This window comes from Thioalkalivibrio sp. ALR17-21 (assembly GCF_000420185.1).
GTDB lineage: Bacteria > Pseudomonadota > Gammaproteobacteria > Ectothiorhodospirales > Ectothiorhodospiraceae > Thioalkalivibrio > Thioalkalivibrio halophilus.
The window spans coordinates 73,430-87,079 of sequence record NZ_ATUL01000006.1 but is presented as its reverse complement, the minus strand read 5'-3'; the positions used below and the strand labels follow the sequence as shown (position 1 = coordinate 87,079).

General features: G+C 68.0%; 12 protein-coding genes. 3 read left to right on the top strand and 9 right to left on the bottom strand.

What is annotated here, in order from left to right; genetic code table 11:
* Positions 1-48 precede the first annotated feature (48 nt).
* On the bottom strand, positions 49-837 hold the full coding sequence (locus G020_RS0104765; protein ID WP_024328840.1) for an ABC transporter permease: 789 nt from the start codon (positions 835-837) through the stop codon (positions 49-51).
* A 6-nt stretch (positions 838-843) separates the two neighbouring features.
* Entirely contained in the window at positions 844-1,749 is a 906-nt protein-coding gene (locus G020_RS0104760; RefSeq protein ID WP_024328839.1) for an ABC transporter ATP-binding protein, read from the bottom strand.
* A 215-nt stretch (positions 1,750-1,964) separates the two neighbouring features.
* Here G020_RS0104760 and G020_RS0104755 point away from each other — a divergent pair, with 215 nt between their 5' ends.
* Positions 1,965-3,323 (top strand): NRAMP family divalent metal transporter, encoded by a 1,359-nt coding sequence (locus tag G020_RS0104755; protein ID WP_024328838.1) that lies wholly within the window; start codon positions 1,965-1,967, stop codon positions 3,321-3,323.
* An 11-nt stretch (positions 3,324-3,334) separates the two neighbouring features.
* On the opposite strand, the gene G020_RS0104750 is transcribed toward G020_RS0104755, so the two are convergent.
* Both G020_RS0104750 and G020_RS0104745 read right to left on the bottom strand, forming a co-directional pair.
* Positions 3,335-4,591: a thioredoxin family protein gene (locus G020_RS0104750; RefSeq protein WP_029681205.1), complete on the bottom strand. Its 1,257-nt coding sequence runs from the start codon at positions 4,589-4,591 to the stop codon at positions 3,335-3,337.
* A 121-nt stretch (positions 4,592-4,712) separates the two neighbouring features.
* The gene (locus tag G020_RS0104745; RefSeq protein WP_018946061.1) at positions 4,713-5,585 is read right to left on the bottom strand and encodes a DMT family transporter; all 873 of its coding nucleotides are present in this window, start codon (positions 5,583-5,585) and stop codon (positions 4,713-4,715) included.
* A gap of 53 nt (positions 5,586-5,638) precedes the next feature.
* Here G020_RS0104745 and G020_RS0104740 point away from each other — a divergent pair, with 53 nt between their 5' ends.
* Positions 5,639-6,550 carry an NAD(P)-dependent oxidoreductase gene (locus tag G020_RS0104740; RefSeq protein WP_024328836.1) on the top strand — a complete coding sequence of 304 codons (912 nt, stop codon included), beginning with the start codon at positions 5,639-5,641 and terminating at the stop codon, positions 6,548-6,550.
* A gap of 5 nt (positions 6,551-6,555) precedes the next feature.
* On the opposite strand, the gene mltF is transcribed toward G020_RS0104740, so the two are convergent.
* From mltF to G020_RS0104715, 5 genes are all read right to left on the bottom strand, one after another.
* Positions 6,556-8,037, bottom strand: a complete 1,482-nt coding sequence (mltF, locus tag G020_RS0104735) for a membrane-bound lytic murein transglycosylase MltF (protein ID WP_018946059.1) — start codon at positions 8,035-8,037, stop codon at positions 6,556-6,558.
* Positions 8,038-8,100: 63 nt separating this feature from the next.
* Entirely contained in the window at positions 8,101-8,961 is an 861-nt protein-coding gene (locus G020_RS0104730; protein ID WP_018946058.1) for a diiron oxygenase, read from the bottom strand.
* Positions 8,962-9,039: 78 nt separating this feature from the next.
* A complete protein-coding gene (locus tag G020_RS0104725; RefSeq protein WP_024328835.1) occupies positions 9,040-9,639 on the bottom strand; it encodes a nucleoside triphosphate pyrophosphatase in 600 nt (199 codons plus the stop codon).
* A 3-nt stretch (positions 9,640-9,642) separates the two neighbouring features.
* Positions 9,643-11,496 (bottom strand): sodium-extruding oxaloacetate decarboxylase subunit alpha, encoded by a 1,854-nt coding sequence (gene oadA, locus G020_RS0104720; RefSeq protein WP_024328834.1) that lies wholly within the window; start codon positions 11,494-11,496, stop codon positions 9,643-9,645.
* A gap of 50 nt (positions 11,497-11,546) precedes the next feature.
* Complete coding sequence (locus tag G020_RS0104715; RefSeq protein ID WP_024328833.1) at positions 11,547-12,965, bottom strand: acetyl/propionyl/methylcrotonyl-CoA carboxylase subunit alpha; 1,419 nt, start codon at positions 12,963-12,965, stop codon at positions 11,547-11,549.
* A gap of 131 nt (positions 12,966-13,096) precedes the next feature.
* Here G020_RS0104715 and G020_RS0104710 point away from each other — a divergent pair, with 131 nt between their 5' ends.
* Positions 13,097-13,624, top strand: coding sequence for a DUF177 domain-containing protein (locus tag G020_RS0104710; protein WP_024328832.1), 528 nt, complete (start codon positions 13,097-13,099; stop codon positions 13,622-13,624).
* The last annotated feature ends 26 nt before the right edge of the window (positions 13,625-13,650 follow it).

Sequence of the window (13,650 nt, the reverse complement as noted above, 5' to 3'; positions counted from 1 at the left end):
ACTGAAGCTAAATCCCTTTTGTTAACGCTGTCAATTGATTTTTCGGGGTCAGCGAAGAAGGCGGCGACGGATGCGGTAGCTGGCCACGCTGATGGCCAGTACACCGTAGCCAATGATGACCGCGAGATGGGGCAGCCACCGGACCGGCCAGTCGCCGGTCATCAACGGCCGTACCAGTTCGATCACGTGGGCCAGCGGCAGCAACCAGGCGAGGGTCTGCACCCAGCCCGGGAGCTGTTCCAGGGGGAAGAATACCCCGGACAGCAGCAGCATGGGGGTGACCGCCAGGGTGAAGTAGTAGAGGAAGAAGTCGTAGCTGCGTGCCAGCGAGGTGATGACCAGCGCCAGCGCGCCGAAGGTGAAGGCGGCGAGGAAGATCACCGGCAGTGCGAGCAGGGCGCGCGCGTCGGTCACCAGGCCCAGCAGGCTGGCGACGATCAGCACGGTGATGGCGCTGACCAGGCCCTTGGTGGCCGCCCAGATCGCCTCGCCGAAGACGATGTCGTCCAGGGTCAGCGGGGTCGCAAGCATGCCGAGCCAGGTGTTCTGTTCCGCCATGCGCGTATAGGCCGAGTACATGCCCTCGAAGCTGGCGGTCATCATCGCGCTGGAGGCGACGATGCCGGAGGCGATGAACACCATGTAGCGCATGCCGTCGACCTCGCCCACCATGGCGCCAAAGCCGACCCCGAACGCGAGCAGGTAGAGGATCGGTTCGCCGAAATTGCCGACCACCGCCGGCAGCATCAGTTTGCGCCACACCCGCAGATTGCGGCGCCACACCGTGAACAGGCGCGGGCCGGGGCGGGGCAGCAGGGGGTGGGTGCGCTGGCGCATGGGCATTCAGTCCCGCAGGTCGTGGCCGGTGAGCTTGAGGAAGACGTCTTCGAGGTTGGCCTCGCGCAGGCCCATGCGTTCTCCGCGCGCCTCCAGCCGGCCGCGCAGGCCTTCCGGGTCGGGGGTGTAGATCAGCCAGGTGTCGGCCACCTGGTGGGCGCGGTCATGCGGCCCCAGTTCGTTTTCGATGGATGCGGCGGCGCCGCGGCCGGCGACCGTGGCCACCCAGGGCTCGACGTGTTCGCGGATCAGCCGGGCGGGGGAGTCACAGGCGATGATGCGGCCATGGTCGATGATCGCGATGCGATCGCACAGCTCCTCGGCCTCCTCCATGTAATGCGTGGTCAGCACCAGGGTGACACCCGAGGCACGCAGTTCGCGCAGCTGTCGCCAGAGGTGATGGCGGGCCTGGGGATCGAGGCCGGTGGTGGGTTCGTCGAGGATGACCGCGGCCGGGTCGTTGATCAGCGCGCGGGCGAGGGTCAGGCGGCGCTTCATGCCCCCGGACAGTGACTGGATCGGCGCGTCGCGCTTGTCGCTCAGGTTCACCCGTTCCAGCAGCCGGTCGATGTGCGTGTGCAGCGAGGGGCCGGAGAGGCCGAAATACGAGGCATAGGTGGTCATGTTCTCGCTGACGGTGAAATCCGGATCCAGGGTGTCGAACTGCGGCACCACGCCCAGCTGGTGGCGTACCGCCCGCTCGCCCTCGGGCATGCTCCGGCCGAAAACCTCGATGTGACCGGCATCAATGGGCGTGAGGCCCAGCAGCATGCGCAGGGTAGTGGTCTTGCCCGCGCCGTTGGGACCCAGCAGGCCGAAGAACTCGCCCTCCGGGATCTCCAGATTCACGCCGTCCACCACCGGCGTGCCGTCGTACCACTTGCGCAGGTCCTGGATGCGGATGGCGGTCAAGGGGTGTCCTTTTCGCAAAACGAGTAGTCGGGATCCCGCACAGTGTAAGGTGTTCCCGCCGGGTGCCGCGAAGGGGGCAGGACAGCACGGGGATTTCCGGTGCCCATGGTCGTCGCCGGGGCAATGCGCTACCCTTCGCCGCGTTCGCGCGCAAGCGCGCTCCTGTAAAGGCAGCAGCTCTGCGGCAGACTGTTCCGGCCAACGCGAGGTGATCGATGCAGCTGTTCTGGCAACCCCGGACGGATCTGGGCAAGGCCATCGGGCCAGGCATCCTGATGGCCGGCGCCGCGATCGGCGGTTCCCATCTGGTGTCCTCGACCCAGGCCGGTGCACTTTACGGCTGGTCCCTGCTGGGATTGTTGCTGCTGGCCAACCTGTTCAAGTACCCGTTCTTCCTGTACGCGGTGACGTACCGCGCGGCCACCGGCGACACGATCCTGCATGGCTACCGGCGCATGGGGAAGGGCTTCCTCGCGGCCTTCTTTGGCCTGAATCTGGTCAATGCCTTCCTCAATACCGCGGGGGTCGCGTTCATCTCCGCCAGTCTGTTTCTGGCGTTCCCGTTCGTGGATGCGGCCGAGCATGTAACCGGGATCGCCATCGGCATCCTGTTGCTGTGTGCCGCCATCATCATCGCCGGGCATTATCAGCTGCTGGACAAGATCGCCAAGGTCGTGGTTTTCCTGCTGGCGGTGTCCACCCTGACCGCGGTGATCGTGGCGATCTGGCAGAGCGCGGAGATCCCCGAGGGGTTCGTCGGACGCGACCCCTGGGACCTTGCCTCCATCGGCTTCATCATCATGTTCATGGGCTGGATGCCGGCGCCCATCGACATCGCGGCGTGGCCGTCGCTGTGGCGGACTTCGCGCGAGATCGAGACCGGCCACCGCGCCACGGTGGGCGAGTCGACCACCGATTTCCACATCGGCTACATCGTGACCGTGGTCCTGGCGGTGTTCTTCCTCGCCCTGGGGGCGCTGGTGATGTACCACTCCGGGACCGGCATCGGGCTGGCCGACATGACCGCCGGCGAGTTCTCCGGCCGGTTCATCGAGATGTACACCTCGACCATCGGCGACTGGGCGCACTGGCTGATCGTGCTGGCGGCGTTTTCCGCGATGTTCAGTACCACCCTGACCTGCATGGACGGCTGGCCGCGCTCGCTGGCGATGAGCACACTGCTGCTGTTCGACCGCCCGGAGGCGGGGCTGCGGCGCGCGCTGGTCGCATGGCTGCTGTTCACGGTGGTGGTCTGCATCGTGATTATTCAGTTTCTGCTGACCGATCTGCTGGCGATGCTGCAGTTCGCGATGGTGGTGTCGTTCCTGACTTCCCCGGTGTTCGCCTGGCTCAATTACCGCGCCATCCAGCGCCCCGAGGTGGCGGAGAAGGACCGCCCGGGTCCGGTCATGCATGTACTGTCCTGGGCGGGGATGACGTTCTTCATCGTGTTCACGCTGCTGTTCGTGGTGTGGTTCTTCGGGCTGCAGGATGCGGCCGAGGAAGAACGCGAGCGGATGCAGGAGGAGGAGCAGGCTCTGGTCGTCCCGTTCGAGCCGACGGCCCGGGTGTGACAGGAACCTCCTCAGCTCGAGGCGCGCGCTCGGGTGAACCGGCGGATGATCAGCGTCAGCAGGACGGCCACGCCGATCGCCCCGATCGCGAACGCGGGGCTGGAGAGCAGGTCCGGGCGCAGCAGCAGTAACAGGCCCAGCGCCAGCATCATCATCCCGGACAGCAGTTTGAGCAGGCGCCCCTCGTGTTCCTGCAGCTTGCGGTTGCCCAGGGTGAAGGCGAACAGTGCGACGATCGCCAGCATCGGCAGTACGTAGATCAGGTTGTACGCGAACAGATAGCCGTAATAGCCTGCCGCGCCGGGGTCGTGGGTGGTCAGGATCCGGGTGTAGATCATCGGGAAGCCCAGGGTGCACAGGATCTCGTAGAGGTTGACCACCACCGCCAGGACCACGGTGGCGCCCAGCACCCAGGGCAGACTGTCGGCCTGGGTCAGCTCCCGCATGCGGCGGAACAGTCCGGGCCGGGCCGAGTCCGGGATGCTCAGCGATACCCCGCGCTTGAACAGGAAGTAGTCCTTGATATTGATCAGCGCCATCGCCAGCGCCACGGCCCCGGCGATGCGCGTGATCAGGGGCATCTCGCCGAGCACCAGGAAGGCGTTCAGCCAGGCGGTCATGAAGGTGAAATAGATGACCCCGGAGATGGCCACGAAGACCCCGCCGATCAGCAGGATGCGGCCCCGGCTGCGGCTGTGCACCACCACGCTCAACAGGAACAGCAGGACGAAGAAGGCGCAGGGATTGAACGCGTCGAAGCCCGCGAGGATCAGCGTCAGCGCCGGCAGGGACAGCCGGTCGGGGTGCAGCTCGCCGAACAGGGGCAGGCGCAGCGGTTCGGCCTCGGTCCACAGCGCGCGTTCCAGCTCGGGTGGTTCGCCGGCCTGAACCCGCCGGTGACAGGTCTCCAGCAGTTCGCGCAGCCGGGCCTCCTGGCGTCCGCGCGTGTCGAACCCCTCGAGCATCGCGCCGCAGAACAGGAAACCGGGCACCGCCCGGGCCTGTTCGCCGCGTTCGGCGGCCATCTGGCGGTAGAGCGAGCCCAGTTGCGGGTGTGCGGTCAGGTCGTAGCTGCGCACGTCCAGCCAGGGGTAGTCCTGCGCCAGCTGATGGACCACGGGCAGTGCGTCGAGGCAGCGGGGGCACTCGCGGGTCCAGAAGAAATGCAGGGTGATGGCAGGGGAGGCCCCGTCGGCGTCGTCGGGTTCGCCACCCGGGGTCTGGGCCTGGGCGGTGCCGCCGGCGAGCGACAGCAGCAGGAAGCCCATCAATATCCAGGCCAGTAACGCGTACCTCCGTGCCGGATGTCCGTGACTCTTCGCGGGTGGATCGTGCCTTCCCGGCATGGGGCTCCCCGTACTGTTCCCTGTCGCCGAGTATAACCGGCTTTCAGCGTGCCTCGTCGTCGCGCCAGCTGGCCAGCGCGTGCAGAGCCAGGGTTACCAGAACGGCCGTCCCCGCGACGAGCGTCATCAGCGGCGGCGCCTCGGCCAGGAACAGCCAGACCCACAGGGTACCGAACACCGCTTCCAGGACCAGGAACAGGGCGACTTCCCCGGCCGGGAGGTGGCGGGTGGCCAGGGCGATCATCACCAGCGCCAGTGGCAGCTGCACCGCGCCCATCAGCAGCAGTGTGGCCAGGCTGGTGGCCGACACCGCCAGCGGCGCGGCGAAGAAGAGCGCAATCACCGCGCCCAGCAGGCCGCCGGTGGCGATCACCGCGAGCCGGTCGATCTGCGGCGAACGGCGCAGCAGGGTCAGCTTGAGGCCGACCACCATGGCCGCGCCCAGCGCGAACAGGTCCCCCAGCCAGCCGCCGGTTTCCAGCGAGCCGGCGAACACGCCGACGATGCCGGCCAGGCTGAGCAGGATCGCGACCCAGGTCCGCAGCGGGATCCATTCGTGCAGGATCAGGCCTGAAAACAGGGCCGCGAACAGCGGCGAGGCGGCGAGGATGACCACGGCGTTCGCGACGGTAGTATGCAAAACCGCGAGGACGAACAGATAGTTGGTGGCAGCGAATCCGGTCGCGGTCCACCATGCGTCCATGCCGCCGCGCTGCATGCAGGCCCAGGTCCAGCGCCCGTTCATCAGTCGCAGCACGACGGTGAGGGTGATCGCCATGAACAGGCCGCGCCAGAACAGGATGTCCGGCGCGCTGGCATCGGCGAGGCGTACCAGCAGGCCGTCGAAGCTGATCGCCATGACTCCGATGAACGCGAACAGGGCACCGGTGGCGTGCGGACTGAGGTTGCGAATCAATGCGGGCTCCTTTTCTGCTACGTTGGCCGGATTTCCAGTCCGAGGAGTTTCCCATGTCGTCAGCGACGATCCCCGCCGCGTTGCAGCCGGTCGGCTGCGTGGGCCTGGGCATCATGGGCGCGCCCATGACCCGCAACCTGCTTGCTGCGGGGGCCGAGGTGCATGTCTGGGCCCGACGTCCGGAACAGGCGCGGGCCTTCGAACCGGAGGGTGCCCGGGTGCACGGGGATCTGGCCGGGCTGCTCGCGCAGGTCCGTGTCCTGGTGCTCAACGTTTCGGATACGCCCGACGTCGCGGCCCTGATGGAGGGGCCCGGCGGGGTGCTCGAACACGGTCGTCCGGGCCTGATCATCATCGACCACAGCACCATCGAGCCGGTACGTTCCCGCGAGCTCGCACGCGCCGCGGCGGAGCGTGACATGGTGTTCATCGACGCCCCGGTTTCGGGGGGCGAGCCCGGTGCCCGCGCCGGTACCCTGAGCCTGATGATCGGCGGGCCCGCGGACGCGGTCGAGCAGATCCGGCCCCTGCTGGAGGCCGTGGGCTCCACGCTCACCCATGTCGGTGACAGCGGTGCCGGGCAGATCGCCAAGGCCTGCAACCAGCTGGTGGTCGGCGAAACCCTGGCGGCGATCGGCGAGGCCTTTGCGCTGGCCGAGGGGCAGGGCGTGGATCCCGCACGCATCCGCGAGGCGCTGCTGGGCGGTTTTGCCGGATCGCGGATCCTCGAGGTGCACGGCCAGCGGCTGCTGGACGGCGACTTCGAGCCCGGGTTCCAGCTGGGACTCTACCAGAAGGACGCCGGGATTGTGGCCGAGCTGGCCCGGCGCACGGGTCTGGAACTGGACGGGGTCCGGCGGATCGGCGCTGCCGTGGACGCCGCCTGCGCGGACGGGCGCGGTGACGCCGACGTGTCCCTGCTGGCACGCTACTGTGCCGGATCGTCGGGCGGGCGTGCCGAATAACCCGGCTACAGTGCCAGGGGGGTGTTGCGGTAACCGGGGGCGGGGGGCTGCACGCGATCGCCGGGTTCGGGGAAGCGCTGCATCAGCTTGTCGTAGTAACTGCGGATATTGCGGGTGTAGCTGACCGGCTCCCAGCCGCGGGCGTAGCCGTGCCGGGTCTGTTCGTACCAGCGGGATTCGGCCAGTCGCGGCAGCCATTCCTTCACGTCGACCCAGCGGTCCGGATCGTCGCCGTTGTTGGCGGCCAGCGCACGTGCGTCGTTCACATGCCCCAGGCCCACGTTGTAGGCGGCCAGGGTCATCCAGGTGCGATCCGGTTCGGGGATGCTTTCGGGGAGGCGTTCGCGCATCTGCAGGAGGTAGCGCGTGCCTCCGTCCACCGAAGCCTGTGGATCGGTGCGGTCGGGGATCCCGAGATCCTGCGCGGTGGCTCGGGTCAGCATCATCAGGCCCCGCACCCCCGTGGGCGAGACCGCGTCGGGGTTCCAGTGCGATTCCTGGTAGGCCACGGCGGCAATGAAGCGCCAGTCGAGGTTGTATTTCTCGCCGGCGGCCTCGAACAGATCGCGAAAGCGTTCCAGACGGTCATGGACGCGTCGTTCGAAGGTCAGGGTATCGACCAGGTCGTGGGTTTCCAGGTGACCCAGATACTGATCGATGAGCCGCTCCAGCGCACCGTGCCCCCGCAGTTCATCCAGGAGTGCCCGTGCCTCGCGCTCCAGGCTGGTGTCGCCACGGTCGGGCAACAGCCAGACTACCGGGGTGTTTCCGGACAGTTCGTACCCGGCGCGCAGTTCGGGATGCAGCCGCTGCAGGCGCCGGTATTCCAGCGATGTCATCAGGGCAAAATCGATCTCGCCGCGCTCCAGGGCGTCGCGCATGAGCTGCGGCCCGGGCAGGGGCAGGATCTCGTGCGGGTCCGTGGTGGCGACGTCATCCTGGCCATCCTCCCGGTGCGGGCGATGCAGCATGGGCGGCAGCGATGCCCCCGCGGGGACGCCGATCCGGCTGCCTGCGGGGATGTCCATGGGCGACAGCAGGGGGCCGCCGTTCGCGGAACCCCGCCAGTAGGCCAGGATACGCTGAACCTCGAGAATCTCGGGGCCCCGTCGTAGTCCGGAATCGTCGCCCGGCGGTACCAGAAGACCGGCTCCAAGATCGACGCGACCGGCCCGCAGCAGGGCGTGGACATCCGCGGGGCGTTCCACGCGCCGGACCTCCAGGGAAACGCCCAGACGTTCGGCGAGGCGGTCGAGGAGCTCCAGTTCCAGTTGTTCGCGCCCGCCGTAGTCCGCCAGGTCGGAGCGGCCCAGGGCGTGTTCCACGAAGGCCACCCGCAGTTCCTCGCGGAACTGGATCTGCTCGGTGACCGGCGCGGGCTGCAGCCACACCCGCAGGGCGAGCGCGACCAGCACCACGATGAACACGCCCAGTTCGATCTGGTGGCGCGTGGAGAGTGCGGGGCGGAGGCGGCGGGTCGGGCGCATGGGCCGAAGGGTAGCGCATCGTGCCGCTCCGGATCCGTGATTCGGATCAGCGGCCGGTTCGGGTCAGCGCCAGTGGAGTACGAGACCCTGCTGGCGCAGGATCTGCAGAGCGGGGTCCACGCAGTCGTCGATGAACGCGGCCCGCTGCGGGTTGTTCCGCGCGATCCGGCGGTAATCGGGGCCTTCGGGCAGTCCCGCAAGGTGGTAGATGTCCGGCGTGGGGTAATAGAAGGCGTGCACGAACTGGCGGAACACCCGGCGCATCAGGGGGCGGTACAGCATCTTCTGCCAGTTCGGCAGGGTTTCCATGTGCTGTTCCAGCGTATCCCGGGCGTGGGCCATGTGCCGGGCCTCGTCGATCATGTGCGTGGTGACCACGTCATGCACGGCGGGGCTGATGTCCTCGCGGTGGCGGCGGATCAGCCGGTTCATGCGGTCGGGGACCTCCTCGCCGATCATCACCGCGATCCAGAAAATCGCCGATTCGAACGGGGCGAAGCGTCCGACCAGCGTGGCCATGCGCGGCTTGGGGAACCGCCGGATCGGCAGTTCCAGACCGCTGCGCCGCATGAACTCGATGAACATCAGGCTGTGACCGGCTTCTTCGCGCAGTTCGTGCAGACGGTAATTGAGCCGGTCGAGGCGGTCGGCGGAGTGCATCGAGATGCGCGCGATGCGCTCCATGAACAGCCCCTCCAGCCACAGGGCCCCGCTGATGAAGTAGATGAATTCGTATTGCGACAGGCGCCGTTTGAGCGCCTCGGGCAGCTGCTCGTATTCGGGTGTCCCGTAGAGCGAGATGGCCTGTTCCGGGATCCAGAAATCGTCCAGGGATAACGTCTCCCATTCCACTCGCAGGAGCGGATCCTCGTAGGGCGCGCTGTTGCGGCTCAGATGGTCGAGCAGCTCCTGCGACGAATTCATCAGGGGATCACCGGGCAATGGCTGCAGTCAGTCGCGCGAATCATACTCGCAAACCGCTGCGGGACCAATGTCCCGGATTCAGGTACGCGGGGGAACGCTCACGCCCGCCGCGCGCAGCAGGGCGGCCAGGCGGATCAGGGGCAGGCCGACCAGTGCGGTGGGGTCCTCGGTGTCCATGCGCTCGAACAGGCTGATGCCCAGGCCTTCCGAACGGAAACTGCCGGCGCAGTCCAGCGGCTGGTCCTGGCGTACGTACGCGGCGATCTCGGCGGCGTCCAGATCGCGGAAGGTCACCCGGCAGGGGACCTCTTCCACTCGCGCCTCGCCGGTTGCGGTGTCCAGCAGGCAAAGCCCGGTGTGGAAGGTGACCGTGCCCCCCGACAGCATCGCCAGTTGCTCGCGGGCGCTTGTTTCGTCTCCGGGTTTGCCCAGGATGCGCCCGGCATGGGCGGCGTTCTGGTCGGAACCGATGATCAGCGCGTCGCCGTGGCGCCCGCTGACCGCGCGTGCCTTGGCTTCGGCCAGGCGGCGGACCAGATCCGCCGGTGCTTCGCCAGCGTACGGCCCTTCGTCAACGGTGGGGGCATCGGTGCCGAACGGCAGCGCCAGACGCTGCAGCAGCTGTGCGCGATAGGGCGAGGTCGAGGCGAGGATGACGCTGCGTTCCGGCGATGGCATGGCTCAGTCTCCCGTGGCGACGGCGGTTTCGACCGTCACCAGCACGCACCCGGCGGTCACCGCGGCGCCGCGTTCCACATGTACTGCGGTCACGGTGCCTCCGGCGGGGGCGACGAGTTCGGATTCCATCTTCATCGCCTCGACCACCACCACCGCCTGCCCGGCCTCCACCGGATCTCCCGGGGCCACCAGGATGTCCACCACGGTTCCGGGCATGGTGGTGGTGACATCGCCCGGACCGGCGCTCGGGCCCGGCTTGCTTTTTGCGACCGGCGACGACGCCGGCGGCGCCGTCGCGCTGCTGCCCCACGGGGCCAGCTCGATGCTGTCGTGGGTGACCAGGCCGATCTCTTCGGGAACGCCGTCCACGCTCAGAAACAGGTTCCGGGTCCCATCGTCGCGCGGCCCGCTGCCGCGGATTTCCACCTCGTGCGCTTCGCCGTCGAGCTGCACCGTGAAACGCCGCGGGGCGGGGCAGCCGGGACGGTCATCGCCGGGCAGGTCCAGGGGTTCCGGGGCGAGGGTCCCGGCGCGTCGGTCCTCGAGGAAGCGCTGTCCGATCTCGGGGAACAGCGCGCAGGTCAGGACGTCCTCGGGGGATTCGGCGAGGTCGCCGGCGTCGGCGGTCAGCCGTTCCATTTCCGGCTCCAGCCGGTCGGCGGGGCGTTCTTCCAGGACCGGCCCGTCGGCGATGGCCTGACGACGGACGGCTTCGTTCACCGGCCCCGGGGCCCGGCCGTAGTGGCCGCCGAGATAGCGTTTCACCTCGTTGGTGATGCGGGCGTAGCGTTCTCCGCTCAGCACGTTCAGCACGGCCTGGGTGCCCACGATCTGCGAAGTCGGGGTGACCAGCGGCGGGTATCCTAGGTCCTCGCGGACCCGCGGCACTTCCTCCAGCACCGCGTCGAAATGGTCCAGGGCACCCTGTTCGCGCAGCTGGCTGGCGAGATTGGAGACCATGCCGCCGGGCACCTGGTTGACCTGAACCCGGGTGTCCACCCCGGTGAAGCGGCTCTCGAAGCGGCGGTATTTCGGCCGCACGTCGTGGAAATGGCGGGCGACGGTCTGCAGGGCCTCCAGATCCAGGCCGGTGTCGTGTTCGGTGCCGGCCAGCGCGGCCACCATGCTTTCCGTGGGCGGATGGCTGGTGCCGCCCGCAAACGGTGTCAGTGCGGTTTCGATGTGCCGGCAGCCGGCACGGATCGCCTCCCAGTGGCACAGCTCGGACAGGCCCGAGGTCGCGTGGGCATGCAGATGCACGGGTACGTCCAGGGCGTCGACCAGTTCGGTGACCAGTTCGCGCGTGGCCGAAGGTGTCAGCAGGCCGGCCATGTCCTTGATCGCGATGCTCTGCGCCCCCATGGCCGTGAGTTCGCGCGCCAGCGCCACGAACTGGCCGCTGTCATGCACCGGCCCGGTGGTGTAGCAGAGCGTACCCTGGGCGTGCGCCCCGGTCTCGCGGGTCGCCTCGATCGCCACCCTCAGGTTTCGCGCATCGTTCATCGCGTCGAAGATGCGGATGATGTCGATCCCGCCGGCCACCGCGCGCTCCACGAAGGCGCGCACCACGTCGTCGGCGTAATGGCGATAGCCCAGCAGGTTCTGGCCACGCAGAAGCATTTGTAGCGGGGTGCGGGGCAGGGCCGCCTTCAGGCGATGCAGACGCTCCCACGGATCCTCGCCCAGGTAGCGCAGGCAGGCATCGAAGGTGGCACCGCCCCAGACCTCGAGGGAATGAAAGCCGATGGCATCCAGCTGCGCACAGGCCGGCAGCATGTCCTCGGTCCTCAGGCGGGTCGCGATCAGGCACTGGTGCCCGTCGCGGAGGGTCACGTCGGTCAGGCGAACGCGGTCCATGGGCGATCCATTGGCTGGGAACAAGTGAACGGTCCGGACATGTGAGCCTGCTAAAGTCCGTGGTGAGCAGCGATGGCGGCTGCCACCACCGCGGCGCGGTGACGCGGGTCGGGTGGCGGTTGAGCCCGTGCCAGGTGCGGTCGGGCGGCGATGAACCCGGTATCGAACACCCCCCGGCGAAAGTCCGTGTCATTCAGGATGGCCAGATGGTAGGGCACGGTACTGCGTACGCCGCGCAGTTCCAGATCGTTCAGCGCACGTTCGCAGCGTGGCAGAAGGGATGCCCAGCCGCTGGCGTGAACGATCAGCTTGGCGCACATGGAGTCGAAATTCGGCGGGATCACGTAGCCATCGTACAGGGCGCTGTCGGTACGCACGCCCGGGCCCCCGGGCGGAACGAAACGGGTGATCCGGCCCATGTCGGGGAGGAAATCGTTCGCCGGGTCTTCGGCGTTGATGCGGAATTCGATCGCCATCCCCTGTGGACGGATGTCGGCCTGGGTGAAACCCGGCGGTTCACCGGCCGCCACGCGCAGCTGTGCCTGCACCAGATCGACACCGGTAATCATCTCGGTGACCGGATGTTCCACCTGAAGTCGTGTATTCATCTCCATGAAATGAAAGGATCCGTCGTGATCCAGGAGGAACTCGACCGTCCCGGCATTGCGGTAGCCCGCCGCCTCGGCGGCGCGCACCGCCAGGGCGCCGAGGTGTTCCCGCTGGTCGCTCGTCAGGGCCGGCGAGGGGGCGATCTCCAGGAGCTTCTGGTGACGCCGCTGGATGGAGCAGTCGCGCTCGTAGAGGTGGACGGCGCGCCCCTCGGTATCGGCGAGGATCTGGACCTCGATGTGGCGCGGATTGACCACCGCCTTTTCGAGGAAGATCTCGGTGTTACCGAAGGCACGGGTTGCCTCCGACCGCACGCGCTCGAACTGCTGTTCCACCGCCTCGGGGTCCTCGCACAGGCGGATCCCGCGGCCGCCACCACCGCTGGTCGCCTTGAGCATTACCGGATAACCGATTGCGTCGGCGACCGCGCGTGCATCGGCGGCGTCGGCGACGTTGCCTTCGGACCCGGGCGTAACCGGGACACCGGCCGCCTGCATGGTCGCCCGCGCGGCGACCTTGTCGCCCATGCGGCGGATGACCTCGGCCGGCGGACCCACCCAGATCAGGCCGGCCTGCGTGACGGCCTCGGCAAAATCGGCGTTTTCCGACAGGAAGCCGTAGCCCGGATGCACGGCGTCGCAACCCCGCGTCCGGGCGGCTTCCACCAGTCGGGCGATATCGAGGTAACCGGACTCGGTGTCGGGGCCGAGGTCGACCGCTTCCGTCGCGCGATGGACATGCAGGGCGTGGCGGTCGGCGTCCGTATGCACGGCCACCGGCGTGACGCCCAGCTCGTGGCAGGCGCGGATGATCCGGACGGCGATCTCGCCGCGGTTGGCGATCAGGAGTTTGCGGATCAACATCGCTCTCCGGGCGACCCTGGAAACCGCAGTATCGACACGCCCGGGGGGTGCTCGCAAGTTTCTGTTTCGGTTTGACGCCCCGTTCGCGCGCGCGCATAATCCGCGCCCTTGTACACGGTCCTGTTTGTATGAGCCGCGTCCCCGCCTCACTTGATCCGCAGCAGCCCCGCGTCCAGCAGCGCGAGTTCGTCATGGACGCGCTCGTGGCCGGCGATCTGCCGCGTCTGCGTGCCGAGTCGCTGGAGGGCCATCCGCTGCATGTGGCGGCGCGGTTCGAGATCCGGCGGGGGGCGCTGGGCGAGCTGAGGCTCTCCGGGACCATCGAGGGCGAGCTGTGGCACGAGTGCCAGCGCTGTCTGCAGCCGATGGCCTGGCATTTCCGCCTGACGCCGGATGCGGTGCTGGTGCCGCTGGAGGGATCCATCGAGGGCCTCGATGCCGGTGACGACTTCGTCGAGCTGGATGTCGAGGGCCTGCTGCGCCCGCGCGACTGGGTGGAGGAAGAGGTCCTGCTGGCCTGGCCGCTGGTGCCGCGCCACGAAGACTGCAACACCGGTCGGACGGACGAATTCGCCGAGGGCGAGGGACGCGAGAATCCATTTGCGGTGCTGGCCGGGCTGAAGGACGACCTCGCCGGCCGCGGGGACGACTCCTGACCCGACCGCAGGTACCGGGGCGGGCA

What these genes read in the sequence shown, in the direction of transcription:
- oadA (WP_024328834.1), bottom strand. Translation starts at nt 11,496, where the DNA reads ATGGACCGCGTTCGCCTGACCGACGTGACCCTCCGCGACGGGCACCAG.
- G020_RS0104750 (WP_029681205.1), bottom strand. Translation starts at nt 4,591, where the DNA reads ATGGGCTTCCTGCTGCTGTCGCTCGCCGGCGGCACCGCCCAGGCCCAG.
- G020_RS0104740 (WP_024328836.1), top strand. Translation starts at nt 5,639, where the DNA reads ATGTCGTCAGCGACGATCCCCGCCGCGTTGCAGCCGGTCGGCTGCGTG.
- G020_RS0104730 (WP_018946058.1), bottom strand. Translation starts at nt 8,961, where the DNA reads ATGAATTCGTCGCAGGAGCTGCTCGACCATCTGAGCCGCAACAGCGCG.
- G020_RS0104725 (WP_024328835.1), bottom strand. Translation starts at nt 9,639, where the DNA reads ATGCCATCGCCGGAACGCAGCGTCATCCTCGCCTCGACCTCGCCCTAT.
- mltF (WP_018946059.1), bottom strand. Translation starts at nt 8,037, where the DNA reads ATGCGCCCGACCCGCCGCCTCCGCCCCGCACTCTCCACGCGCCACCAG.
- G020_RS0104710 (WP_024328832.1), top strand. Translation starts at nt 13,097, where the DNA reads ATGAGCCGCGTCCCCGCCTCACTTGATCCGCAGCAGCCCCGCGTCCAG.
- G020_RS0104765 (WP_024328840.1), bottom strand. Translation starts at nt 837, where the DNA reads ATGCGCCAGCGCACCCACCCCCTGCTGCCCCGCCCCGGCCCGCGCCTG.
- G020_RS0104755 (WP_024328838.1), top strand. Translation starts at nt 1,965, where the DNA reads ATGCAGCTGTTCTGGCAACCCCGGACGGATCTGGGCAAGGCCATCGGG.